This is a genomic window from Segatella copri, assembly GCF_009495355.1.
Classification (GTDB): domain Bacteria; phylum Bacteroidota; class Bacteroidia; order Bacteroidales; family Bacteroidaceae; genus Prevotella.
This window is the reverse complement of the sequence record NZ_VZAD01000061.1, coordinates 48,851-71,828: the sequence shown is the minus strand read 5'-3', so window position 1 is coordinate 71,828 and position 22,978 is coordinate 48,851. Positions and strand designations below refer to the sequence as shown.

Annotated in this window: 18 protein-coding genes and 1 rRNA gene; 10 read left to right on the top strand and 9 right to left on the bottom strand. The window is 43.1% G+C overall.

Going from position 1 to position 22,978, the window contains the following annotated elements:
- Window positions 1–77 precede the first annotated feature (77 nt).
- From F7D20_RS07615 to F7D20_RS07595, 5 genes are all read left to right on the top strand, one after another.
- Entirely contained in the window at window positions 78–2,210 is a 2,133-nt protein-coding gene (locus F7D20_RS07615; protein WP_158463509.1) for a cation:proton antiporter, read from the top strand.
- A 61-nt stretch (window positions 2,211–2,271) separates the two neighbouring features.
- Entirely contained in the window at window positions 2,272–2,823 is a 552-nt protein-coding gene (locus tag F7D20_RS07610) for a DUF3332 domain-containing protein (protein ID WP_158463508.1), read from the top strand.
- 410 nt (window positions 2,824–3,233) lie between these two features.
- On the top strand, window positions 3,234–3,431 hold the full coding sequence (locus F7D20_RS07605) for a hypothetical protein (RefSeq protein WP_194253520.1): 198 nt from the start codon (window positions 3,234–3,236) through the stop codon (window positions 3,429–3,431).
- A gap of 37 nt (window positions 3,432–3,468) precedes the next feature.
- Complete coding sequence (locus tag F7D20_RS07600; protein WP_367383919.1) at window positions 3,469–5,049, top strand: DUF6371 domain-containing protein; 1,581 nt, start codon at window positions 3,469–3,471, stop codon at window positions 5,047–5,049.
- Window positions 5,050–5,238: 189 nt separating this feature from the next.
- The gene (locus F7D20_RS07595; protein ID WP_228114135.1) at window positions 5,239–5,652 is read left to right on the top strand and encodes a plasmid recombination protein; all 414 of its coding nucleotides are present in this window, start codon (window positions 5,239–5,241) and stop codon (window positions 5,650–5,652) included.
- Window positions 5,653–5,822: 170 nt separating this feature from the next.
- Here F7D20_RS07595 and rrf read toward each other — a convergent pair.
- The 7 genes from rrf to F7D20_RS07560 form a co-directional block, all read right to left on the bottom strand.
- A 5S ribosomal RNA gene (gene rrf / locus F7D20_RS07590) occupies window positions 5,823–5,936 on the bottom strand.
- Window positions 5,937–6,183: 247 nt separating this feature from the next.
- The gene (locus F7D20_RS07585) at window positions 6,184–7,107 is read right to left on the bottom strand and encodes an Ig-like domain-containing protein (RefSeq protein WP_158463505.1); all 924 of its coding nucleotides are present in this window, start codon (window positions 7,105–7,107) and stop codon (window positions 6,184–6,186) included.
- 13 nt (window positions 7,108–7,120) lie between these two features.
- Window positions 7,121–7,549 carry a hypothetical protein gene (locus tag F7D20_RS07580; protein WP_158463504.1) on the bottom strand — a complete coding sequence of 143 codons (429 nt, stop codon included), beginning with the start codon at window positions 7,547–7,549 and terminating at the stop codon, window positions 7,121–7,123.
- A 377-nt stretch (window positions 7,550–7,926) separates the two neighbouring features.
- Entirely contained in the window at window positions 7,927–8,268 is a 342-nt protein-coding gene (locus F7D20_RS07575) for a hypothetical protein (protein ID WP_158463503.1), read from the bottom strand.
- Between the two features lie 889 nt (window positions 8,269–9,157).
- Window positions 9,158–11,614: a glycoside hydrolase family 2 TIM barrel-domain containing protein gene (locus tag F7D20_RS07570; protein WP_228114134.1), complete on the bottom strand. Its 2,457-nt coding sequence runs from the start codon at window positions 11,612–11,614 to the stop codon at window positions 9,158–9,160.
- 450 nt (window positions 11,615–12,064) lie between these two features.
- Window positions 12,065–13,393 carry a fimbrillin family protein gene (locus F7D20_RS07565; protein WP_158463502.1) on the bottom strand — a complete coding sequence of 443 codons (1,329 nt, stop codon included), beginning with the start codon at window positions 13,391–13,393 and terminating at the stop codon, window positions 12,065–12,067.
- 50 nt (window positions 13,394–13,443) lie between these two features.
- The gene (locus F7D20_RS07560; protein ID WP_158463501.1) at window positions 13,444–13,620 is read right to left on the bottom strand and encodes a hypothetical protein; all 177 of its coding nucleotides are present in this window, start codon (window positions 13,618–13,620) and stop codon (window positions 13,444–13,446) included.
- A gap of 265 nt (window positions 13,621–13,885) precedes the next feature.
- Here F7D20_RS07560 and F7D20_RS07555 point away from each other — a divergent pair, with 265 nt between their 5' ends.
- On the top strand, window positions 13,886–14,242 hold the full coding sequence (locus F7D20_RS07555) for a transposase (protein WP_228114133.1): 357 nt from the start codon (window positions 13,886–13,888) through the stop codon (window positions 14,240–14,242).
- A gap of 52 nt (window positions 14,243–14,294) precedes the next feature.
- On the opposite strand, the gene F7D20_RS07550 is transcribed toward F7D20_RS07555, so the two are convergent.
- Entirely contained in the window at window positions 14,295–14,696 is a 402-nt protein-coding gene (locus tag F7D20_RS07550; protein WP_158463500.1) for a DUF5053 domain-containing protein, read from the bottom strand.
- Window positions 14,697–15,060: 364 nt separating this feature from the next.
- On the opposite strand from F7D20_RS07550, the gene F7D20_RS07545 reads away from it, so the two are divergent.
- From F7D20_RS07545 to F7D20_RS07530, 4 genes are read left to right on the top strand one after another with little or no spacing between them, the layout of a single operon-like run.
- A complete protein-coding gene (locus tag F7D20_RS07545) occupies window positions 15,061–17,457 on the top strand; it encodes a hypothetical protein (protein WP_194253519.1) in 2,397 nt (798 codons plus the stop codon).
- Window positions 17,454–19,295 carry a hypothetical protein gene (locus F7D20_RS07540; protein ID WP_158463498.1) on the top strand — a complete coding sequence of 614 codons (1,842 nt, stop codon included), beginning with the start codon at window positions 17,454–17,456 and terminating at the stop codon, window positions 19,293–19,295. Before F7D20_RS07545 ends, F7D20_RS07540 begins: the two co-directional genes overlap by 4 nt.
- A complete protein-coding gene (locus F7D20_RS07535; RefSeq protein WP_158463497.1) occupies window positions 19,292–20,014 on the top strand; it encodes an ABC transporter ATP-binding protein in 723 nt (240 codons plus the stop codon). Before F7D20_RS07540 ends, F7D20_RS07535 begins: the two co-directional genes overlap by 4 nt.
- 32 nt (window positions 20,015–20,046) lie before the next feature.
- A complete protein-coding gene (locus F7D20_RS07530) occupies window positions 20,047–20,898 on the top strand; it encodes a CvfB family protein (RefSeq protein ID WP_158463496.1) in 852 nt (283 codons plus the stop codon).
- Window positions 20,899–21,014: 116 nt separating this feature from the next.
- Here F7D20_RS07530 and F7D20_RS07525 read toward each other — a convergent pair whose 3' ends face one another.
- The gene (locus F7D20_RS07525) at window positions 21,015–22,742 is read right to left on the bottom strand and encodes an HAD-IC family P-type ATPase (protein WP_158463495.1); all 1,728 of its coding nucleotides are present in this window, start codon (window positions 22,740–22,742) and stop codon (window positions 21,015–21,017) included.
- Between the last annotated feature and the right edge of the window lie 236 nt (window positions 22,743–22,978).

The window sequence follows — 22,978 nt, the reverse complement described above, 5'->3', positions numbered from 1 at the left end:
TTATTATTTTTGCACCCATATTATAGGAAGAGTGATGCAGCTGATGCTCGAGAACTCTCCCGAAAAACAGAAAGCCTATGCTGAACATTGCACAATATTTCCCGATAACCGACCCTACGCTGATCTTCTTCGTCGTGATGATCATCATCCTCTTTGCGCCTATCATCATGGGTAAGCTCCGCATTCCACACATCATCGGTATGGTATTGGCAGGAGTGCTCATAGGCAAGTACGGGCTCAACATCCTGGAGCGCGACTCTTCCTTTGAGTTGTTTGGCAAGGTGGGACTGTACTACATCATGTTTCTGGCTGCCCTCGAGATGGACATGGAGGGCATGAAGAAGGCGAAGTCGAGACTGCTCACTTATGGTCTGCTGACGTGCTTTGTTCCTTTCGGACTCACCTATTGGATGAGCGTCACCCTCTTGGACTATTCCACCAAAGCCTCATTCCTGTTGAGCTGTATCATGGCCTCGAATACGCTCATCGCCTACCCCATCGTGTCGCGTTACGGACTGCAACAGAAGCCGAGCGTCACGCTGAGTGTGGGGTCGAGCATGATCTCCCTGCTCATCGCCTTAGTGATGCTGGCTGGTCTGGTGGCTTCGTTCACCGAGCACGACGGCGTACTCTTCTGGGTACTCTTTGCAGCCAAGTTTGCCGCCTATTGTGGCGTGATGATATTCCTCATACCCCGTCTCACCCGATGGTTTCTTCGCCGATACAGCGATGCCGTGATGCAGTTTATCTTTGTCATGGCCATGCTCTTCATGAGTGCCGCCCTCTCGCAGACGGTAGGCATCGAGGGAGTCTTTGGTGCCTTCTTTGCGGGCCTTATATTAAATAGGTATATACCTCATGTGTCGCCACTGATGAACCGGCTCGAGTTTATCGGCAACGCCCTCTTCATTCCTTACTTCCTGATAGGAGTGGGCATGCTGATCAATGTGGGACTGCTCTTCCAGGGCGGTCATATTCTCTGGGTGGTGCTGTGCATCGTGTTCTTTGGCACCCTGGGCAAGGCCATTGCCGCCTATGCTGCCTGCTTTGGCTTCCGCCTGCCCCTGTCTTCGGGTCACATGATGTTCGGTCTTACCTCAGCCCATGCTGCAGGCAGTATCGCCATGGTGATGGTGGGAATGAACATTCTTGTCGGCAAGAACACCTATCTTGTCGACGACGACATGCTCAACGGTGTGGTGATCATGATACTGTGTACCTGTATCATCTCCTCGCTGCTTACCGACTGGTCTTCGCGCATGATAGTACTAAGAGACAAGGAGCTGCCGGAGGCTGAGGACGAGAAGAGCGCCAACGATGAGAAGATACTCATCCCCGTGCGCTATCCCGAATATGCCGACAACCTGATGAGCCTCGCCTTCTTGGTGAGAAACCAGAAGCTGAACCGCGGTCTGGTTTGCCTCAACGTGGTGTATGAGGACAAAGACATGCGCTACAACCAGGAGCAAGGCAAGCGGCTGCTCGAACATTGCAGCCAGATAGCAGCAGCCACCGATGTGCTCACGCAGACCCAGGTCAGAATAGCTGCCAACATCGCCAATGGCATCAAGCACGCCTTCAACGAGTTTCAGTGTTCCGAGATCATCATCGGCATGCACATGCATCCGGAACGATCGCCCAAGTTCTGGGGCGAGTTCCACCAAAGCCTTTTCAATGGACTCAGCCGCCAGATCATCATGGCACGCATCCGCCAGCCGCTCAACACCATACGCCGCATACAGGTGGCTGTTCCTTCGAGAGCAGAGTTTGAGCCAGGTTTCTACCGCTGGGTAGAACGTCTGTCGCGCATGGCACGCAACCTCGACTGCCGCATACAGTTCCATGGCCGTATGGAGGCACTTTCGCTCATCAACGAGTTTATCAAGAACCGCTATCCCGAGGTTCGTTCCGACTATACGCTCATGAACCATTGGAACGAGATGCCCCAGATAGCCTCGCAGATAGCTCCCGACCACATGTTTGTGGTGGTAACAGCCCGCAAGGGAACCGTCTCTCACAAGACTGCCCTTGAGCGTCTGCCCGAAGAGTTGACCCGTTTCTTCTCCGGCACCAATCTGATGATTATCTTCCCCGACCAGCATGGTGATGCCTCTGGCGAGCATCTCACCTTTGCCGAGCCTCAGCATCAGGAGGAAGAGAGTGCCTACGAGATGATGAGCCGCTGGCTGAAACGGCATTTCAAGTTTTAGGGTTTTTCAAGAACCGGAAACACTATAATCAATTATCAACATACATTAATTTTTTAACAAGATGAAGAAAACATTCACCAAATCAGTCATCGCAGTCACAGTGGGTGCCTTGACTCTCAGTTCATGCATCGGCTCTTTCGGCCTTACCAACTCAGTTCTCAGCTGGAACAAGCGAGCTACAGACAACAAGTTTGTCAATGAGCTTATCTTTATCCTCATCTCTCCAGCCTATGCTGTATGTTCTGTAGCCGACCTCTTCGTGCTCAACTCCATCGAGTTCTGGACAGGCGAGAAGGTGATCGGACAGGTGGGAACCACCAAGGACGTGATGGGCAAGGACGGTCGCATGTATGCTGTCAAGACTTTGAAGAATGGTTACGAGATAACCGACCCCGACGGCGAGAAGTCTTACTTCGTATTCAACAAGAAGAACAAGAGCTGGTCGTACAGTAAGGACGGCGACATTCGCGAGCTGTTCAGCTTCAATGAGGACGGCAGCATCCAGGCCTGTCTGCCAAGTGGCGCAAAGATGAATGTCACTGCCGACGACAATGGCTTATTCCAGCTCCGCATGGCGATGAACGATGGCTTCTACTATGCTTTCAACAAATAAGCCGTTCATCATTTTCTGAAATTCAGTTTACATCAACACATAGGGTGTCGCATTGCCTCATTCATGGGGAATGCGACACCCTATGCACGTTTTGTACTATACAGAAAGCCTCTTTTGTGCTATTCAAAGCCTTTTTTGTACAATTCATTATGATGATTTTTTTGTAAATTTGCAACCGAAGACACCTGTGTGTTTCAGCCTGATTCTGACAGAGATTTTCCATCACAATATAAACCAATAAAAACCGAAACAATATGAAGAATTTTACATCAGTCCTTCGGTCGCATAGCGGTGCTGTGCAGGCACGAATCCCGTCACTTCGGTCTGTGACGAAACAGAAGTCTACTCCTCCTTTCTGCAAGGTTTGCTGATGGCTCATGGTGCTGCTTGTCTTGACGATAAGTATGCCTGTGCTTGCAGAAGTTACGCTGACTTCAAATAATTGCCAATACGAGATACGTGGAACAGAAGGCAGCCGATATCTCAAGATTGTCTTTATAGAAGCCAACGGCGAGGTAAGAGTACCCGACAAGATGGCGGTACCTATTGACGGTAAGAAGGTTACGCTTTCTGTAAAAGAGGTTGTTGCCGAATCAACAAACTTATAATGTTACCAAATATATTTTTGAGCCAGGTATCGAGAAAGTGGAAATTGTCGGAAATTATAACCCATCTGTGAAATCCGTGATTTTCGAAGGCGACAACACCCAAGTGGCCTTCGCTTTTCATAATGGCAACCCGCTCGAAGAGATTAGACTGCCTGCCAATATTACCCAGTTCGGAAAAACTACTTGGCATGGCGCTTCTTCTTTCTCCAATTGCAAGACGCTGAAGAGTGTCATCCTGCCTGAGAAATTGGAGGAGATTCGTACCAGTTTGTTCGAAGGGTGCTCTGCCCTTACCACCCTCGTCATTCCCAACACTGTCACCAAGATAGGCAAAAATGCATTCAAGGAGAGTGGACTCACTCAGATCACACTTCCAGAGAGCCTTACCACCATCGAGGCTTCGGCATTCTATAAGACCAAGTTGGAGACCATCACCATTCCTAAGAATGTGACTAAGATTCCAACAGGTTGCTTCTCCCTGTGTGAGAATCTTAGAGAAGTCATATTACCTAACACGTTAACAACGATAAGCCAAAATGCTTTTGAAGATTGCCCCATTTTGGAGAGTATCAACATTCCTTCGTCTCTGGAAAACATCGAAAAAAGAGCTTTTCATCTACAGAAATACAAGGTGGGCAACCGTTATGCTTGCCCTCAATGTGGGCGCAAGCGTTGCTTTGCCAGATATATTAACGAGCAAGGACACATTACATTTCCCGACAACGTGGGGCGATGCGACCATGAGCAGTGTTGTGGCTACCATTATTCTCCATCTGATTATTTCAAGGACTATCCCGATGCCAACAGCAATGATGATTGGAGATATAAAACACCAATCAAAGAGTGCAGGAAAAAGAAACCTCTTCCAACTTTCATTGATAGCAAGCTGGTGGAGCAAACACTGCATGGCTATTCTGTCAATCCTTTGTACCGATACATTTCAACGGTCTTTGGCAAAGAGGAGACAGAACGGCTGTTTGCCTTGTACAAGGTCGGAACTTCAAAGAAATGGGGCGGTTCAACTATCTTTTGGCAGATAGATGTCAATGGGAATGTGCGCACTGGCAAGATAATGAAGTATGATGACAAGACAGGACACCGCATCAAGAACCCACACAGCCTGATGACTTGGGTACACCCAGAACTGAAACTGCCAGACTTTACACTTCGGCAGTGCTTCTTTGGCGAACATCTGTTGACAGATAAAACCACGACCAAGACTGTAGCCATCGTGGAGAGCAAAAAGACAGCCATCATTGCCACACACTTCATGTCTGATTTCGTGTGGTTGGCTACTGGAGGCATGAATGGATGTTTCAACAAAGATGCAGTCGAGGTCCTAAGCGGTCGGGAGGTTGTTTTGGTTCCAGACCTTGGGGCAACGGATAAGTGGAAAAGCAAACTTCCATTACTACAATCAATATGCAAGCAAGTACTTGTCAGCAACATCTTGGAAGACAATGCCACAAATGAACAAAAGACCAATGGTCTTGACATTGCCGACTTCCTGCTGATGACGGAAACGCCACAGATGGCGCTACAAAGGCTGATAAAGCAACATCCGCCACTCCAGCATCTGATAGACAGTCTTGGGTTGGTGTTGGTGGAAGAGTCATAGCAGAGTGGGTAAGGATCTGCGAGCACGCTTGCGTGACGGACTTTCACAAAAGTCCTAAACATAATAGGGACTTTTAGATTCACCTGCTGACGCTGTTCACTTAAAAAGTCCTTCTATTATGCTCAGGCTCTGCCCGAGACCTGTCTCCAATTATACAAGAACTACGTTACAAGCTCAAATGAAATTCTTATGGAAAGAAACATACCACGTGCCGCCATCCATGTAGGCACAGACAAGAAATCGTTCTCGTCCCAAGTGGGCAACGAGGCGGAACACAGAGGTTGGGACGAGAAGCGTTACCAACTAAAAAACGCAGACATAGATAAGAACAACCATTATAACTACTCACGCAAAAGACTCAACTTTGAGATAGTCAAGGGTGGAAAGATTGTGCCTCTTGGTTCCCAGTCTGTGCCGTTGCATGAACGCTTGCAGCACAGACTTGATGAACTTGGTTTCAAGCCATATATGGATGCCAAGCGTCCCGACCAAGTTTCAAGGAACAGTCCGAACTGCACTGTCGGCATCATCTTCAGTGGTGACCATGATGTGCTTAACAGGCTTGCCTTTGGTGAACAAAGGCTCAATACGTCAGATCCGTGATAATCCAAGCACGATGACCAAGAGTGAACGGAAGCGCAAAATGCAAGGTTACAGCAAAGGACGAAGCTAATTATCTTGATAATGTAAAAATGGGACTGGAGACACGTAGTCTTCAATCCCATTGCCTATGATCTATTCCTCGACGCCAGGACTTCGGCGCTTCAGGAGTATTGTGGCGACACCTACTCTCCCGCTTAATATCGCAGTACCATCGGCGCGTTTTTGTGTTTTACTTCTCTGTTCGGGATGGGAAGAGGTAGAACCACATCGCTATAATCACCTAGCTCTTAAATCTAATAATTTTTTAAGACAATCAGTCTTCTTAATCTTCAAACTTTTGGTTGCATTTGTTGTTGATATTTATTACTTTGCATTTGTAGAGCAATCCCATACCAAATCCAATCAACAGAATCAACATTGAAGAAATTTCTAATGTCATTCACATACGTTTTTAATTAATAACACTTAATCTTGAAAACTTATAAGATCTAAAAATAATAATTGAAAACGGTCAACTTTATGGAAGTGACTCTACATATTCCAGTAATAGTTGAAATCAGATTGACTACTCTGCGAGAATTTTGTTCCGGAAAGATAGAAGTAATTAGAGCCATACGTTATTGTATAATCATATGAAGAAGATCCAATATTTATTCTCATTTTGTTCCCAGAGACATAATAGGATCCTGATTCTTTTTCATATTTTCCTGTCCATGAATCTGCTGTCACCGATTTTACCGTATTACTCGATGAAAAATAAATCCATCCTTTGTCACTTTTTCCAGAATAGGAGTTGTGTACAGTTGTAGTCCAATAGCCTACAACGCTAGATATTTCCGAACTGGATCCTCCATCTCCGCCTGGATTAGATTTCTGTTTCACTGTCACAACGCATGAAGCTGTTTTCCCACCATCTTCTGTTTTTACACGTATTGTTGCTGTTCCAGATTTTACAGCTCGTACATTACCTATGTTATCTACTGTTGCTACAGATTCGTTGGAGGATGTCCACGTTACTTCTTTATTTGTGGCGTCCTCGGGATATATAGTTTCCATGATTCCATGACGTTCCCCTTCGGTAAGAGATAATGAAGTGTATTCAAGGGATATACTCTTTACGCTGACTATGACGTTAACTTCACAACCTGCAGTATAACCATTTTCTGTCCTAGCTTCTATCCAAGTATAACCACCATTCAGGGCACTTACTACACCATTGTCATCAACAGTTGCTACATCTTCATCTGAAGAATACCAAGTCACTTTTCCACTTGTTGCATCCTGAGGATAAACTGTAGCAACAAGTCTTTCTGTCCTACCTTTTTTGATTTCTATACTTTGCTTGTTCAGACTAATTCCAGTTACAGAAATTTCACAATCTTCTTTACTACAAGAACTTAAAGAAAGGAGCAAAACAGATATAATAATGCTCCATACATGCATAATTTTTGTCATAATTAAATAGCTTTTATTTTCGACATGAAGTTAACATGGAAAGAAAATCAAAGAAGATATCTGCTTTCATTTTTCCTTCCATCGTGATTTTTCCTTTTTCAGTTTTATCTTTGAATATGAATACAGCTTTGCTTTCTTTGACTATAAGACCATGGGCCACAGAGTTCCTAAAATGACGTAGTAAATGATGCACTTTGTCATCTTTTGATTTGAGGTCATTTTTCCTCTGCTCATAAAAGAACCAAGCTTCATATTTTCCCTTTTTCTTCTTTTCTTTTTTTGAATTGGAAGCCAAGAGGACAGAATGATGTTTTATGAAAGACTGAAGCTGTGGAGCATTAAAATTGAACTGCTGTGCCATAGTCTTGTATTCACTCTCGTAATCTAAAAGGAATTTATACAAGCGAATAATATCGTCTCGAGATAGTTTGCTGTTTGCCATAAGAGAAGCGTATTAGCTGGCTCCCGCTAACAATTATTATTGATTACTGATATACATGCATAAAAAACGTGGAGCCAAGTCCTGTCACTCGTTCCACAACCGGAGGCTCTCGCATTGCCCTGTTCGTCGAAACGAGCAACGTCCAGCCCCACGCTGTGCGTATATGTAGATACCTTCTCATATCCAAGAGTCAACACAAGTGCTGACAAAAGGATACAATACGGGCTGTATACAATACACCCAATGGGGCGTTTCGTTGCTTTGTCTTTGACGAACAAGTGTGAATTTGCGAGATTCCCAGTTGTCAAAACCAAAGCGCAGTAAACGCCTTATATGTATGTGCCCACCCATAGTCCGCTCCTCAAACTCTGTTACGATTAAGAGGCACAGCTTGGCTGGACGGCTTCAAAGTTATACATAATATCTGAGACTGCCATCAAAAAATGGTAGAAATCTTTAAAAATAGCGTAAATTTTCTTTCTTTGCGGCAAAAACAGCTCCAAATTCAGCTCTTTTTGTACATTTGCTCTTGCATAATTCAAAAAAAGTTGTACCTTTGCATCAACAGAATCCGCCACGCTTCCCACTTGAATAGCGTACCAGGGCGGATCTTCGCTTTTATATACATATAGAATATAATAAACAGCCGCTAAGCCATGCCCAACTGATAGAATTGTTGAAGGAGCGTGGCTTATTGTTTTATAATGAGGAAGCAGCATCTTCTGAGTTCAAGATGCTGAGCTATTTCCGCCTTGCTAACTATCTTCGAACTTTTGAGGTCGATGCTGATTCGCATCAGTTTAAAGATGATTCCCATTTTGAGGATTTTGCGTAATTTTTCTCACTAAAAAGTTTGTATTATCAATGATTATTCGTATCTTTGCACCGTCAGTCCTCGCCAAGCCTCTTAACAATGCTCAAATCGTGCGAGGCGTTTTTTGTTTATACACTTTTGAATATGGCGAATCTTATTCCCTTTACAAAACGGTTTGAATCTTCGGAAAATCTCGTTAATTTGCTTGAATCACGAGGTTTACAGATTTGTGACAGAAACAAAGCCATACAGTACCTTGACAATATTGGTTATTACAGATTGTCTGCTTATATGTATCAGCCTGTAACGGTGTACGACATGAACGGTCGAAAGGTTAATAACCCTATTGTGAATGGAATGAAGATCATGAAGCGTCAGTAAAGTTCTTCTTCTAAATGTAGCAGCAACGCCACAAAAAGCGCGCTGCTTTTGTTTTATTGAAGTTTCGCAAGTTTTTCCCTACACGCCCTGAAGGGGCAGAAGCTCTTAGCCCAGGGCAACGCCCTGGGTTGTTATGTGCGCAAACCTGTCGCCCTGTAAGGGCAAAAGCTTTAAAACTCCGGACAATTTATAAAGCTTTTGCCCTTACAGGGCGCCTTGCTGATTGCTATTATACCCAGGGCGCTGCCCTGGGCTAAGAGCTTCTGCCCTTTGCTTTATCCTTCGACCAGCGATTTTCAATTCCGCTACGCGCCGGTGACCGTTGGTTCAGGGCGTATTGGGTAATTTCAACCGTACAGGTCGAATATTTTTCCCAGGTAGGAAAAAATATTTGTTCAACTATCGCTTATATATTACTGTGTATTCATGCGCAGGCTTCCTGCTGACAGATTTCCACTTTTCACCTTCAGCTCCACCTTGCCTGCCTGACGACGGGAACGGAGAACGATACAGGCGGCACCCTCGTAAAGACTTCGGGAGGCATGGCTTGCCAACTGCTTGTCACCTACTGGCAACTCTGACGAAGCCATATCGCCGTTGCCTACTGCCACAATATCTGCCTCACCCTTCAATTCTATCTGCAACAACTGATGGGCACTCAGCACCCTGCGACCCTTGCGGTCGGTTGCCGTGACTCTGACAAACTGCAGGTCCTTGCCATCGGCTTGCCAGCAGCGAGACTCCGGTTCTAACCTGAGCGCTACAGCCTCTCCCGTAGTAGAGATTTCATGGCGAGCTACTATCTTGCCAGCCTTTCTTGCCACTGCTACTAAAGACCCTCGCTCATAAGGAACAGAGTCCCAACGTATGCGGTCACGCAGTTTGGCATCGTGTTCATTTCTCTTCACTCCCAAGCTCTTACCATTGAGTAATAACTGCACCTCATCGGCATTGGTATACGTATATAGCGATACCTGTTCACCTGCCTTGCGATTCCAGTTCTCCGAGAGTTGACTGGCAGCCACATTGATACCATTCCATTGGGTTTCACCTCCTGACTTCTCGATGATGGCGATATGTACGAGGGGCTCGTCAGAGAACATACTCTTCACGAAGTAGGCATCGGGCTTGGGAAGCATGGTCATATCGAACACTCCCTTGTTCCATCCCTTCAGCGGCCAGCCCAAACTCTCGCCTAAGTAGTCGACAGCCCCCCAGTAGGCAAGTCCCATCACCTTGTCGAGATTCATCTCAAAGAAGTTGGGTCCCATGGCTTCTGTGCTCGCCTCGCTCTGATAGAATATCTTTTCGGGATAGCGCTTCATGTCGCCGGGGAAGTACATATAACGGTAATTATATGAGTTGACTTCTGTGGCAACAGCCAGGTCGGCAGGCAACGAGTCGGTATCGATATTGCGATAACGCGGATGCATTGCCACCGTGGTGAGACGGGTATGGTCGTAGCGATGCAGCAGTTGACGCATCAGTCGGTAGAGGGTTACTCCCCAGTCGTTGAAGGGCATGTCGGCATGATGCTGCAGCTCGTTGCCTAAGCTCCAGAGGACGACGGAGGGATGATTGCGGTCGCGCTTCACCCACTCGGGTATGTTCTTCTGCCAAAGGCTCAGGAAGTCTCCCCTGCCTCCGGTAAACTGCGAGTTCCATTTATCATAGAGTTCATCGACGACCAAGATGCCATACTGGTCGCACAGGCGCAACAGGTCCTCGCTGTAAGGATTATGGGATGTACGAATATGGTTGAAGCCAAAGCGCTTCATGGTGAGCAACTGCTGCTCGATGGCACGAGGATAGGCTGCTGCACCAAGGGCTCCCAAGGTGTGATGATTGGCATAACCCTTGAGCAGCACTTTATGACCATTGATCTTCAATCCATTAGCAGGCGACAATTCGATGGTACGCACACCAAACTGCTCTCTTGTCCTGTCGGCTACCTTTCCATTCTTATCATAAAGCGTTACCTCTGCTGTATAGAGATATGGAGTTTCGCACGACCATAGCTTGGCATCGTCTATCGTGATGGAAGGCAGTTCGTACTCTCTGTCGCGCCACTTAGCATTGTAGTTCACGTCTGTCTTCTGCTGTGCTACTATTTTTCCAGCTCCATCATAGATCTTCACCTCTACAGGCATCTTATTGAACTGCTCACCATGAGGTTTCTTCTGCTTATTCACTATCTCTGCCTTGATATTCACTACGCGGTTGTCACTGGTAGTGATATAGAGCGGATGACGTGGAAAAAAGAGTTCATCATGGGTCACAATGAGGCGTACGTCACGAAACAATCCTCCGCCCGTATACCAGCGTGAGTTATTGGTATCACGTGTGTCGGCTCGCACTGCTATCTCGTTCACCTTTCCATAGCGCAGCAACTTGCTTACATCAATGTCGAAACCCAAATAGCCATAGTCGGTAGCTCCAACATGTTGTCCATTGACATACACGTCGCCAACAAGCATGATTCCTCCAAAGTCGAGCATGACTCGTCTTCCTTTCCATTCTTCCTGCGGTGTCAGTTCGTATCGATACCAGCCTATCCCCATCTCCTTGAATCCTCTTGCGCTGAGTCGGCTTTTCACATTATTGGCAGCATCCTTGCTGTTGGCACGTTCGTCTGCCCCTGGCGCCACCCAGGGCTGATAGAGCTGGAAGTCGTGAGGCAGGTTGACGACCTCGCATCCCCGCATAGCCTCATCCAAGAGACTGTGATTCTGAATGTTAAAAGATGGGTGGCTGATACCTTTTATATCGCCGCGATGGAACTGCCATCCCCAGTTGATATCTATCGTATCCCGCACAGAAGCCTGTGCTGCCGTACTGCTCATCATGGCACTGCCCGCCATGAGTAGCATAAGCCAAAAGTTTTTGTTGATTTTCATCCTTGTAGTTGATTAGTTTTTAATAATAGCACACAAATATACTAAATTACTATCATATAATGCAACTTTCGCATACGGGGAGTGAAGAGATGTTGGGGAAAATTAAGAAAAGTTGGGGGAAATTAAGAGAAGTTATGGAACAATTCCTACATCTTATACAAGAAGATGCAATAGGCTTCAACAGCTTACAAAGCCGCTTTCATTGCTCTACGAAATAGGCTTCATTGACCATCGAAGCCGCTTTCATTTCGAGGCTTTTCTATTGGTCAACCGAGCACTTGTCCCAAAACTGGGTTACAGAACGAACCAAAACGCTTAGGAAAGTGAGCTAAAATTGGTACAACGAACAGGACACCCTAATAAATAATCCCTGTCAAGGCAAGACATAGGCTTGCGTTGACAGGGGTTAAGTGGGGAAATTTATTATTTGTTGTTCGTAATATACTGATTACTCCATAAGATGGTTTTTGCTGTAAGGATGGGGCGGGTCAAAACTGGAATATCTTTGTATGTAGCATTGCTTATGCCAAATCCAACTATTACGCCACCATTTTCAATAATCTGGAATTCACAACCCTTATCATCTACTTGATCAGAAGTCCAGAAATTATAGGTATTAAATCCAGATGAAATCTTATTATAGAGATTAAGTGTATTCTTATTATATCCAGGCTGATAGCCAGTGATTTGGACATAATTATATCCCTCTTGGGCATCAGTTTTAAGTTCAAATGTAGGATAACCAGCTTTTGTAATTTTTGATTTACCTGCCCAAGCTTCCACATCATCTGCTAAATCCACAAAAGGCTTGATATCTGCTTTTGATGGTATACACCATTTCTCGCCCCATGCAAAGTTGCTACCAGTCTTTACTGCATCATGCCATGTCATCGCTTCAGCAACATTCTTCACTGCAAATCTTGGACCTCCGATCCACAACTGCACCCAATCTACGGTCTCAGTTGTACCATCCGCCAAAGTAGCTGTTTCTGTACCTGTCGTTGGACCAGTAGTAAGCGTATAGTATCTGCCAGCAGGGAGACCTGCTTCTTTTGTTGCTTTTATGCGGTTATTGTCATCTGTATTATATATGGAAATCTTCACATCAGCAGGGACAATGACATAATAGATGCCGGCATTGCCATTGCTTTCTTTAGAAAATACCGAAACCTTAGTGTCGCTTGTCACCACATCGTAGCCAGCATCGTTCGTCTTAGCCTTCAGCCCCGACACATACTTGCCGTCAGCAGTCTTCAGATAGATGTCGCACGGGCCGTAGTTGTCCACCTTAACGATGCGGAGCACGGCAACCTTGGGCTTCAGAGTGATCGAAAGACCATTTTCGCCCGTTGTAGTCTGGGCTGTTTTTCCTGCTACAGCAAACTTGTTTGCCACATCGGCAAAATTACCTGTCTGGTTTGTCAGGTCCACTTCATTACCTGGGAAGTAAGCATACCAGTCGGCATCCTCTTTGGTTACCTCAGCTTGAGCACAGGTAAACTGGCTGCCATTATTTGTGAAAGTATAGTAATTTGATATTTTGTTATTGCTTACACTCACCTTGTCGTCCTGGGCAAATGCAAACTTCCATGTGCCGCTTTCATCTGTCATAGTGGCACGCGAGCTTAGATTTTCAACAGAAGCATTGAGGGTCATTCCTCTCTTTGGCTGTATATCGCCATTGTCGTCGTTGCTACAGGCTGCGAGAACTACAGCAGCCAACATAAATACTGAATACAAAAACTTTCTCATGTTCTAATCCGTTTTCAATTTGTGTTCTTGTGGTTAATTTCTAATTGTTCTCATGCCTTATCCCAAACGTCATCGTCATCTCCGCTTGTAATTTCATCGTCTCCTTTTCCGAAAGAAAAACCAGGACGTACAGGAGCCTGTTGTGGGTTGTTACTGCCAGCAAAAATAGTTGATGCCTCTATAGCATATAAGCTAACAAGAAGCTTCATGTAAGTTTTTTTCTGCATAATGTATCTTAAAATGTTAATTAGTAAATACTCATCTTTATTAAGCGGCTGCAAAGGTACTATAAAAAATGTAATTTATACAAATCTACGTGTTACATTTTTGTTACAATCACAAAAATAAAGAAATTTTAAGTTTTTATCTAACTACTGAGCCCACTTTAAAAAGTAAGGCCTGTTTAAAATGTTTATATTTCACGATAATAATCTTCGATTTATGCCGTTATCTGGAGTATTTTTCGTATCTTTACACCATCAATCAAACAGAATGACTATGTTTAAAAAGACTGATCCGAATCCTCAGTTAGATATATTCACGGCTCCCTCAATGCAGTTAGGAAGTCGAGCTTCAAAGAAGTATTCTGACCCCAACTCATGGCATAACCAGTTTTATAGTCTCGTGACAACCAAGATTGATGAGGAGATATTCAAGCCTTTGTTCCCTGAAGGCAAGAAGAGCGGTCGCCCAAATGCCTCCATCCGCATACTCGTGGCTATGTCAGTCTTGAAGGAGGGATTCGGCTGCAGCGATGAGGATCTGTTTGAGAAGTGCGAGTTTGACCTTCTTACCAGGAAGGCTCTCGGCATGGAACTTCTGAACTTGCTAAAGTTCAGTAATAAGTAAAAGCCCCCGAAAGCATGAGCTTTCGAGGGCTCGATTGTGTGATAAGTAAACTCTAAGCCAATTGCAAAGAGCTAATTCTTTTGCCTATCTCCTGGACAGCCTGGTTGAAGATGTTTTTTTGCTCAGTGCTGAGCGTATAGACGTGTCCACGCACTTCAGAGCCGTTGAGACGCTGCGAGAGCCATGCGGCACTCTTGCCGAAGTAAACTTCTGCGATGTAGCGAAGAGGAAGAAGTTTATAATCCTCTGTCTCTATCTGCTTGCGCAACACCTCTACATTATCTTTTATTTGCTCCATCTTTTGACCAATGAAAGCCTTGGCTTCCTCTCTGTCTGCATCATTGGCATGAGTCTTGATGTAGCTTAGAATCTCTGCCTTTCGAGCCTCGCTCTTGGCATCCTCCCTACCTGCAAGAGATGCGTATTCCTTGAGTAATTCTGTGTTATTCTCCATATTTTTGTTTTAATTGGCTTGAATTTAAATCAATACTATTGTTTACTTATCACGGCGCAAAGATACATAAAATTCTTTTAATAACTATACATAACATAAAATATTTTTTATGTTTAACAAAGATTTCCTTTTCAGCGCAATCAAACGCATTTTTGCAGGTGATCCGATAAAATTTAAATTTTATCTATCTATCATACAATATTGTTGCTTTTTAAAAACATTTATAGCTCATTTTCTATCTTTTCCCTTATTTCTTTTTGAGGTTTATACAAAATTGCTTATTTTTGCAAAAGAATTTAGAACTTAATTCAAACAAATAGCTATGAAGTATTTCAACTTTTTAGGAATCATCCTTATTACACTTATGAGTGTAAATTCATTAAATGCTCAAGAAGCTGATAATGACTATTTTACTATCGTTTTTAACGACAGTACTGACATTTTTTTTCAAGCTAAAAACAAAAGTAAAGACCAAAATTTTCTCAAAAAAGAAAGAAATAAAACTTCAGAAAGGGGGGAAATTCAATCACGTTTAGGTTTTTTTATAGCTTCATATGATGATAACTTTTTCATGACGGAAGGAGTTCTGCATTGTTTAAAAACAGCAATGGACAGTTGGGAAAACGCAATAGCCATAAAAGAACCTATAAAATTCCATGTATGCATTTCTGAAGACTTAAATGAAGATATTGCTATTTCTACAACTGTAGGATATTCTTATTATAATAGGAGAAAATTTGAATCTCTCCCAGATAATCTACATCGTCAAATTGACAACAATATAAAAGAACACGATACTATTACTATAAACGCTACACTTGACTGGAATTCATCATGGCCGTATGACAATACTTACTTTGGTACTATAAACATGTCAAACGCTTTCATGAGAAGTATTGCGAAAATTATGGGATTTGGTTGTTCTGTTACATATAGAACAGGAGGATTAGGATTTGCAATTAGGCGTTTTTCTTCTCCTTTTGACAAACTACTATACAATGGAAAAAAATATCTTTCTGATTTGAAACGAATAGAAAATAGTAAAGATTTTACAGATTTTTTCACACAGCCTTTATCATTAAAGACTTCATCGTTTAATTACAAAATGTACAATCGCGGCTATTTTGAATTAGGTAAAAGTGGAGTGTATTTTCATTTAGGTTATAATAATCTTATGGAAGATTCTTTATCAGATTACAATAAATTACTCACAATAAATCCAGAAACAATCGACATAATGAAATCTATTGGCTGGACTCCTACTTCCTACGACTTACGCATCACTTGTAATAACACAGACGCATTGGGTTATGGGTCTATTTATGATAATATGGAATTCAAAATATTAGATTCAAACAAATTGCCAATAGTAGGAAATTGGACTTATCAAATCTATAACCCAATCACAAAACAATATTCTAACAACAGCACTGCTTATCAGACAAATATTTTTTCTGTAAATCCCAGCAATACTGATAAATATCTTGACATGTTCCAGTGTGTACAAGGGAAAATTATCTGTGAGACAAACGGTACTTCGTATAGTTATTTGACATCATTAGATGCTCGCCCTAAAATAGAAAAAGCTTACATCGAAAACATAAAAGACGTTGATGAAAACAGCTATGAATTTGACCTTTTTATATTTGCAAAAGGAGCCACAGGTGGTGATATTTTTGTATCGGACGATACAGGTACCTCAAGAAGTTATGCTTTCAAAAATGGAACAACCCATATAGGGCCTATGATAAAAGGTTATAAGGCATATATAGATATATCCCTAAGCAATGAATATGGATATACAAGTAAATTTATAGAAAAATCCCCAGATTACAATCAAGCAAGACGTAACGAACAAAACGAAGAAAACATTGATATAAAAATTAATGGTAAGAAATGTACTCAGATCAAAGATGGAGATTTAATTTCATTATCATTACCTGAACACTATAAAACTGAAGACATAGAATCCATTAAATGGTATATTAATTTTAAACAAACAAATAATCAAGAATACAAATATCTTTTATCTGAGGAACTTTATTGCTCTTTTATTAACAAACCCAAAATATTTCAGTGTTATTTTTCACACCCATACAACAGCGTTCTTATGGGATTTGACTGGGGAAATTTAAAAAAAGAGGTATGTCCTAACGACTGTTATTTTTCATGTATATTTAGTACTTCAAATAAAGGAAAAAACAATATCAGCTATATTCGCTCAGAACCTATTGATTTTGAAGTTCTGCCATCTACTCCTGTTTTGACTTTAAATAAGATATGGACAGAAGGACAGGACGATTATCCTCTGGCCAATGTTTCTATTGATGCAGAAAATTTTGAGCAAGGAGTCATTTTAGTAGAACAAAGTGAAGACCATTTACCTATATATACAGATACAATTTTTACGACAATACCTCAAGACGGCTTTACAGTCTATCCTGGAACATGGTATAATGGTATTTTTTGTTGGGTACGAAACCAATATGGACAAGCAATGAGTAATATTCTGAAACTCAATACCACAGATATTGCAAACAAAAACAATTTATCTGATTTTCTCATTGTAAATGGCCATCAAATAATTATAGATCCACCATATATGGTAACAATAAAAATCTATAATACCTGTGGAATATTGGAAAAGGAGGAATGTACCAACAACAAAATAAACATTTCTCTTTGTCGAGGATTACATCTAATAAAAATATCAGATAATAAAAATAACAATTTCAAGAACTACAAAATATTAATAAAATGAGAAAATTTTTTTTTACATTATCAATTCTGTTCATCGGATTATCAAATGTCTTTTCTCAGAAGAACCCAAACATGGTATATTCCACAGAAAAGACACCCTTAACTATTACATTACCAGTAGAAAGAAACATTTATGGTGGAACAATTATTAATGTTACCTATAAAGGATCCCAAATATCCAAAACCATAAAAGGAGCTTTCGAATATGCATGCAAATTAGTTGAAGAAAACATACCAACTACATTTCCATTAAATATTAATATGGAATTTACCAGTTTTACTGATGCCAATTGCCTTGCTCAAGTTGAAACCTATTCTGTATCTTCAGATGTCGCTCCGCAATATAGGGAAACAGACAAAGTATATGCAAAACGGTGTTCACAAACATATTCTTTTCCACACTTTACTGATCAAAACGAAGAAATATCCTTTTTTAGAGACACACCAGACGCAACTATAAAATTTTCGAAAAGGGCAAAATTCGATTACAATTTAGATCAAAATAAAATCAATCCCAACAAATATGATTTTATTACTGTAGCAACACAAGCCTTATTAAAAGCTATAGGCTTTAACATAAAAGCATATGCTTCTGGAAATTTATTGAAAGTGGCAACACCTGAGAACCAATTTACAGCAAAACTCATAGGTTCTTATGCTATGTCAAGTGAAGAAGACAACTACAAATATGCGACTTCAGGAAAAGCCAACATATATTCTGAGGATGGCAAAAGAACATGGTATCTCAATAGTGACACACCTTACAAACAAGGTATATCATTAAACTACTTTGTTGATTCTGATGACAAAGAAACTGCTATCATGCAATATGGTATATCCAAAGGAACAAGTATAAGATACATAGGCAAAGCCATACAAGATTTCTTTTCATTTTGCGGATGGGACAGACCGATTGCAACAGGAATGTCTGGCACCAATGTAAAAGGAACAACAACTTCTAATGTACAACAATTTCAACAGCCACAAAAAGTAAACTCTACAAATGAAAGTTATATATCTCCAACATCATATTACAATAATAGCAATTCCTATGACATAGGATCAAAACAAGAATGGGGAGATGCGGGAAAATATGTTCTGTTGAAAGATGGAAGTTGGCAACCTTTCAAAAACCTAACGGATCTAACAAATAATTCTCTATATGCAAGAACTATAGATGGCTATCTCCGCCTTAAAAACATTTCTGTTTCATATGGCCCAGGCGGCAACTACAAAAATCATCATATCACATATGAATTATACGATTACATACCACAAAAGCCAAATGCAGAATTTAATAATGTAGAATATCCTGCAGACACTAATACGAGAGTTTCTAATGAAGAGGATAATTTTGTTGAGGCTGAGATAGGAATTAAAGATCTTGAAGGAACAACTCAGATTCTTGTAGAACAAACAGACTCTGATTATCCTGTACCATACAGTTATATGGTCGATAACATAAGTGAAGGAAAATTTACTGCATTTATGAACAAGTTGTATCCTTCTACATTTAAACTAACATATATTAATAAAAATGGAAAAACAGAAGGAGAACCTTTTACTATAGACTTACGAGCAAAAGTTGAGCCCCAAATAAAAATAAACATATCAAAGGATAGAATTATATATAATGTCAAACATAACGACTCTCAAAAAAAACTCTATTATCAAATTACAAATATAACAAATGGAAATATTATTTCAAAAGGTTTTTTGCCTGACAATAAAGGGATTATTCCGACAAAAGGAATAAGAGAAGGTCTACATATTGTGACTGTCTTTTGTGGAAAATCTAAAATTTCAGAACTTAAATGGAATAATATCAAACAACAATGATAGACATCAAAGGAATAACAAAGAGCTTCGGCTCGCTGCAGGTGCTTAAAGGTATCGACCTGCATATCAATAAAGGTGAGGTGGTAAGCATCGTAGGCCCAAGTGGTGCGGGCAAGACCACCCTGCTACAGATCATTGGCACACTCGACCGCCCTGATGAGGGAAGCGTAGTGGTAGACGGTATTGACGTGAGCAAACTGTCACAGCGGAAGTTGAGCGACTTCCGTAACCAGCATATCGGTTTCGTATTCCAGTTTCATCAGTTACTGCCGGAGTTTACCGCGCTCGAAAACATCATGATTCCTGCTTTCATTGCAGGCAAGAGCCGCAAGGAAGCCAAGGCAAGGGCTGAAGAACTGCTCGACTTTATGGGGCTGAGCGAAAGAGCTCATCACAAACCAGCAGAACTGTCGGGAGGTGAGAAGCAACGCGTGGCTGTGGCAAGAGCTTTGGTAAATCATCCTGCTGTAATCCTTGCCGATGAGCCTTCGGGCAGCCTCGACTCACACAACAAGGCAGAACTGCATCAGCTCTTCTTCGATCTGCGCGACAAGTTCGGACAAACCTTTGTCATTGTCACACACGACGAGGGACTTGCCTCGATTACCGACCGAACCATACACCTGAAGGACGGAATGGTAGAAAAGAGCGAAGAGATGAAGAGTGAAACCGTAGAAAACGAAGACGTGAAGAACGAATACGTGAAGAGCGAAGAATAAAGACAACCTACAGAAAAACAAAGAACACATATATGAGCAACAAGATAAAATTAGGCGATTTCAACAGCCTGAGAGTGGTGAAAAGAGTAGACTTCGGCATTTACCTTGACGGAGGTGAAGAAGGAGAAATCCTTCTTCCTACCCGTTACGTACCCGAAGAGGTGAGCATTGGCGACGAGCTTGAGGTGTTTATCTACCTCGACCAAGACGAGCGACTCATCGCTACCACCGAGAAGCCACTTGCCAAAGTGGGCGACTTCGCCTACCTCGAAGTGAAATGGGTGAACGAATATGGCGCTTTCTTGGGATGGGGACTGATGAAAGACCTTTTCTGTCCCTTCCGTGAGCAGAAGAAGCGCATGGTTTTGGGCCAGTCATACATCGTTCACGTACATATTGACGAGGAGAGCTATCGTATCGTAGCATCTGCCAAGGTGGAGCGATACCTGTCGGAGGAACATCCTCACTATCGTCATGGCGACGAAGTGGACTTGCTGATCTGGCAGAAGACAGACCTCGGCTTCAAGGTCATCATCGACAACCAGTACCCTGGTCTGCTCTATCAGGACCAGATATTCCAGTACATTCATACTGGCGACAGAATGAAAGGCTATATCGGAAGAGTGCGCCCTGACGGAAAGATTGATGTGAGTCTGCAGAAAACAGGACAACAGCAAACTGCCGACTTTGCCGAAACACTCTACCAGTATCTGCTCGATAACGATGGTGCCTGCGACTTAGGCGACAAGAGCGAGGCTGACGATATCTACGAACGCTTCCATGTCAGCAAAAAGGTATTCAAGCGTGCCATTGGCGACCTCTACAAGAAACGACTCATCACCGTGAGTCCTATGAGTATCAGACTTTTAAAGGTAAAAGGGTAAAAAAGTAAAAGGGTAAAAGAGTAAAAAGGTAAAAGGGTAAAAACGCCCTAAAAATAACAACCCACTTGTTTTGGATTTCCAAGACAGGTGGGTTGATATTTTTATAACAAGCGGAACTATTCCACTTTCTTCAATGCTCTCATGGCATTGAGGACAGCAAGAACCGTTACGCCGACATCGGCGAAGACAGCCATCCACATGGTACCTAAACCCACGGTGGCAAGCAACAGGACTGCCACTTTGACTCCTATGGCAAAGGCCACATTCTGATGGGCAATGCGGATGGTGCGACGGGCAATGTGAACAGCAAGAGGAACCTTTCGAGGCTCATCGTCCATCAATACCACATCAGCAGCCTCGATGGCAGCATCACATCCCAAGGCACCCATGGCTATTCCCACATCTGCCCTCTTCAATACGGGCGCATCGTTGATGCCATCACCTACATAAGCCAAAGTCTTGCCTGCAGGTTTCTGCTTCAACAGTTGTTCTACATGAACCAACTTGTCGGCTGGCATCAGCTCGGCTTTATATTCATCGAGACCCAACTGACGGGCTATGCGATCGCCCACTTCCTGACGGTCGCCTGTAAGCATCACCGTCTTGACGACACCCTCACGGCGCAACTGGGCTATGGCCTCGGCACTGCTTTCTTTTACACGGTCGCCTACCACAACAGGCGCACCCTCATCGGCCTGTACCAACACCTCGCCATGAGTCAGCGTTCCAGTCTTATCAAACACCACTACGCCAACCTTGGCAAGAGCGTCCATATAACTGCTTCCCTTGATGAGAATACCTGCACGGGAGGCTCCGCCAATGCCACCGAAGAAAGTGAGCGGCACACTGATAACCAAGGCACAAGGACAGGATACCACAAGGAAGATAAGCGCACGGTTGAGCCAAAGAGGCAACAGTTGCATAAAACTGCCCTCACCAAAGAGCTGCACACCCAAGCCCAAAGCGCCCAAGAGAGGCGGGACAATAGCCAAGACCAAGGCTGCCAGCACAACTACAGGAGTATAAACGCGGGCAAAGCGGGTGATGAAAGACTCACTGCGCGACTTGCTTGCACCGGCCCCCTCTACCAAGGCTATGATGCGAGAGGCTGTACTCTCACCAAAAGTCTTGGTGGTCTGCAAACGCAGTTCTCCCTTCACATTGATGCTGCCCGAATAAACCTCATCGCCCTCTTTTACCTCACGAGGTACACTCTCGCCCGTAAGGACAGAAGTGTCAAGAAGCGCAGAACCACTGACGACATTACCGTCAAGAGGCACTTTCTCTCCTCGTTTTACCAGAACCGTCTCGCCTATTTGTACCGTCTCGGGCGCAACTGTCTGCACCTCTTCTCCATGACAGACGTGAGCCACATCAGGACGAATGGTCATCAGATGTGAGATACTGTCGTGACTCTTTCCCTCGGCATAGCCTTCGAAGAGTTCACCCACCTGGAAGAAAAGCATGACGAAGACAGCCTCAGCAAACTCTGTCTCCTCGCCCGGAAAGAAACCGATGCACAAGGCTCCTATGGTGGCAATGGTCATCAGGAAATGTTCATTGAACACATCGCCATGAGCAATACCCTCGGCAGCCTCGCCCAAGGTGTCGTGACCTATCAGCAGATAGGGAACAAGATAAACCAGGAGCAACTGCCAGGTAGACAGCGCACATGTCTTTTCGACGAAGTAAGCTCCTATAAGCAATAATACAGTGACCGAAATGAGCAGAAAGCGCTTGCCAAGGCTTCCATGCTCGTCATGATGCTCGTGATGATGCTCACAGCCACAACCGTGAGAACCTTGAGCACAACCACATTCGTGATGATGATGATTTGTTTCCATATTGATAAGATACTTTAGTTATATTATATTTCTGTTCTTTTTCGGATGCAAAAATACAAAAAGGCTTCTGCAACCTGGTTGCAAAAGCCTTTTCTATATAAAATATTTTTATCCCACACGCCCTGAAAGGGCAGAAGCTCTTAGCCCAGGGCAACGCCCTGGGTTATTACGTTCGCAAACCTGTCGCCCTGTAAGGGCAAAAGCTTTAAAACTCAGGCAATTTTCAAAGCTTTTGC

What these genes read in the sequence shown, in the direction of transcription:
- F7D20_RS07530 (WP_158463496.1), top strand. Translation starts at nt 20,047, where the DNA reads ATGAGCAACAAGATAAAATTAGGCGATTTCAACAGCCTGAGAGTGGTG.
- F7D20_RS07580 (WP_158463504.1), bottom strand. Translation starts at nt 7,549, where the DNA reads ATGGCAAACAGCAAACTATCTCGAGACGATATTATTCGCTTGTATAAA.
- F7D20_RS07570 (WP_228114134.1), bottom strand. Translation starts at nt 11,614, where the DNA reads ATGCTACTCATGGCGGGCAGTGCCATGATGAGCAGTACGGCAGCACAG.
- F7D20_RS07555 (WP_228114133.1), top strand. Translation starts at nt 13,886, where the DNA reads ATGACTATGTTTAAAAAGACTGATCCGAATCCTCAGTTAGATATATTC.
- F7D20_RS07560 (WP_158463501.1), bottom strand. Translation starts at nt 13,620, where the DNA reads ATGCAGAAAAAAACTTACATGAAGCTTCTTGTTAGCTTATATGCTATA.
- F7D20_RS07595 (WP_228114135.1), top strand. Translation starts at nt 5,239, where the DNA reads ATGGAAAGAAACATACCACGTGCCGCCATCCATGTAGGCACAGACAAG.
- F7D20_RS07545 (WP_194253519.1), top strand. Translation starts at nt 15,061, where the DNA reads ATGAGTGTAAATTCATTAAATGCTCAAGAAGCTGATAATGACTATTTT.
- F7D20_RS07525 (WP_158463495.1), bottom strand. Translation starts at nt 22,742, where the DNA reads ATGGAAACAAATCATCATCATCACGAATGTGGTTGTGCTCAAGGTTCT.
- F7D20_RS07535 (WP_158463497.1), top strand. Translation starts at nt 19,292, where the DNA reads ATGATAGACATCAAAGGAATAACAAAGAGCTTCGGCTCGCTGCAGGTG.
- F7D20_RS07610 (WP_158463508.1), top strand. Translation starts at nt 2,272, where the DNA reads ATGAAGAAAACATTCACCAAATCAGTCATCGCAGTCACAGTGGGTGCC.
- F7D20_RS07540 (WP_158463498.1), top strand. Translation starts at nt 17,454, where the DNA reads ATGAGAAAATTTTTTTTTACATTATCAATTCTGTTCATCGGATTATCA.
- F7D20_RS07615 (WP_158463509.1), top strand. Translation starts at nt 78, where the DNA reads ATGCTGAACATTGCACAATATTTCCCGATAACCGACCCTACGCTGATC.
- F7D20_RS07550 (WP_158463500.1), bottom strand. Translation starts at nt 14,696, where the DNA reads ATGGAGAATAACACAGAATTACTCAAGGAATACGCATCTCTTGCAGGT.
- F7D20_RS07575 (WP_158463503.1), bottom strand. Translation starts at nt 8,268, where the DNA reads ATGCTGCTTCCTCATTATAAAACAATAAGCCACGCTCCTTCAACAATT.
- F7D20_RS07585 (WP_158463505.1), bottom strand. Translation starts at nt 7,107, where the DNA reads ATGACAAAAATTATGCATGTATGGAGCATTATTATATCTGTTTTGCTC.
- F7D20_RS07565 (WP_158463502.1), bottom strand. Translation starts at nt 13,393, where the DNA reads ATGAGAAAGTTTTTGTATTCAGTATTTATGTTGGCTGCTGTAGTTCTC.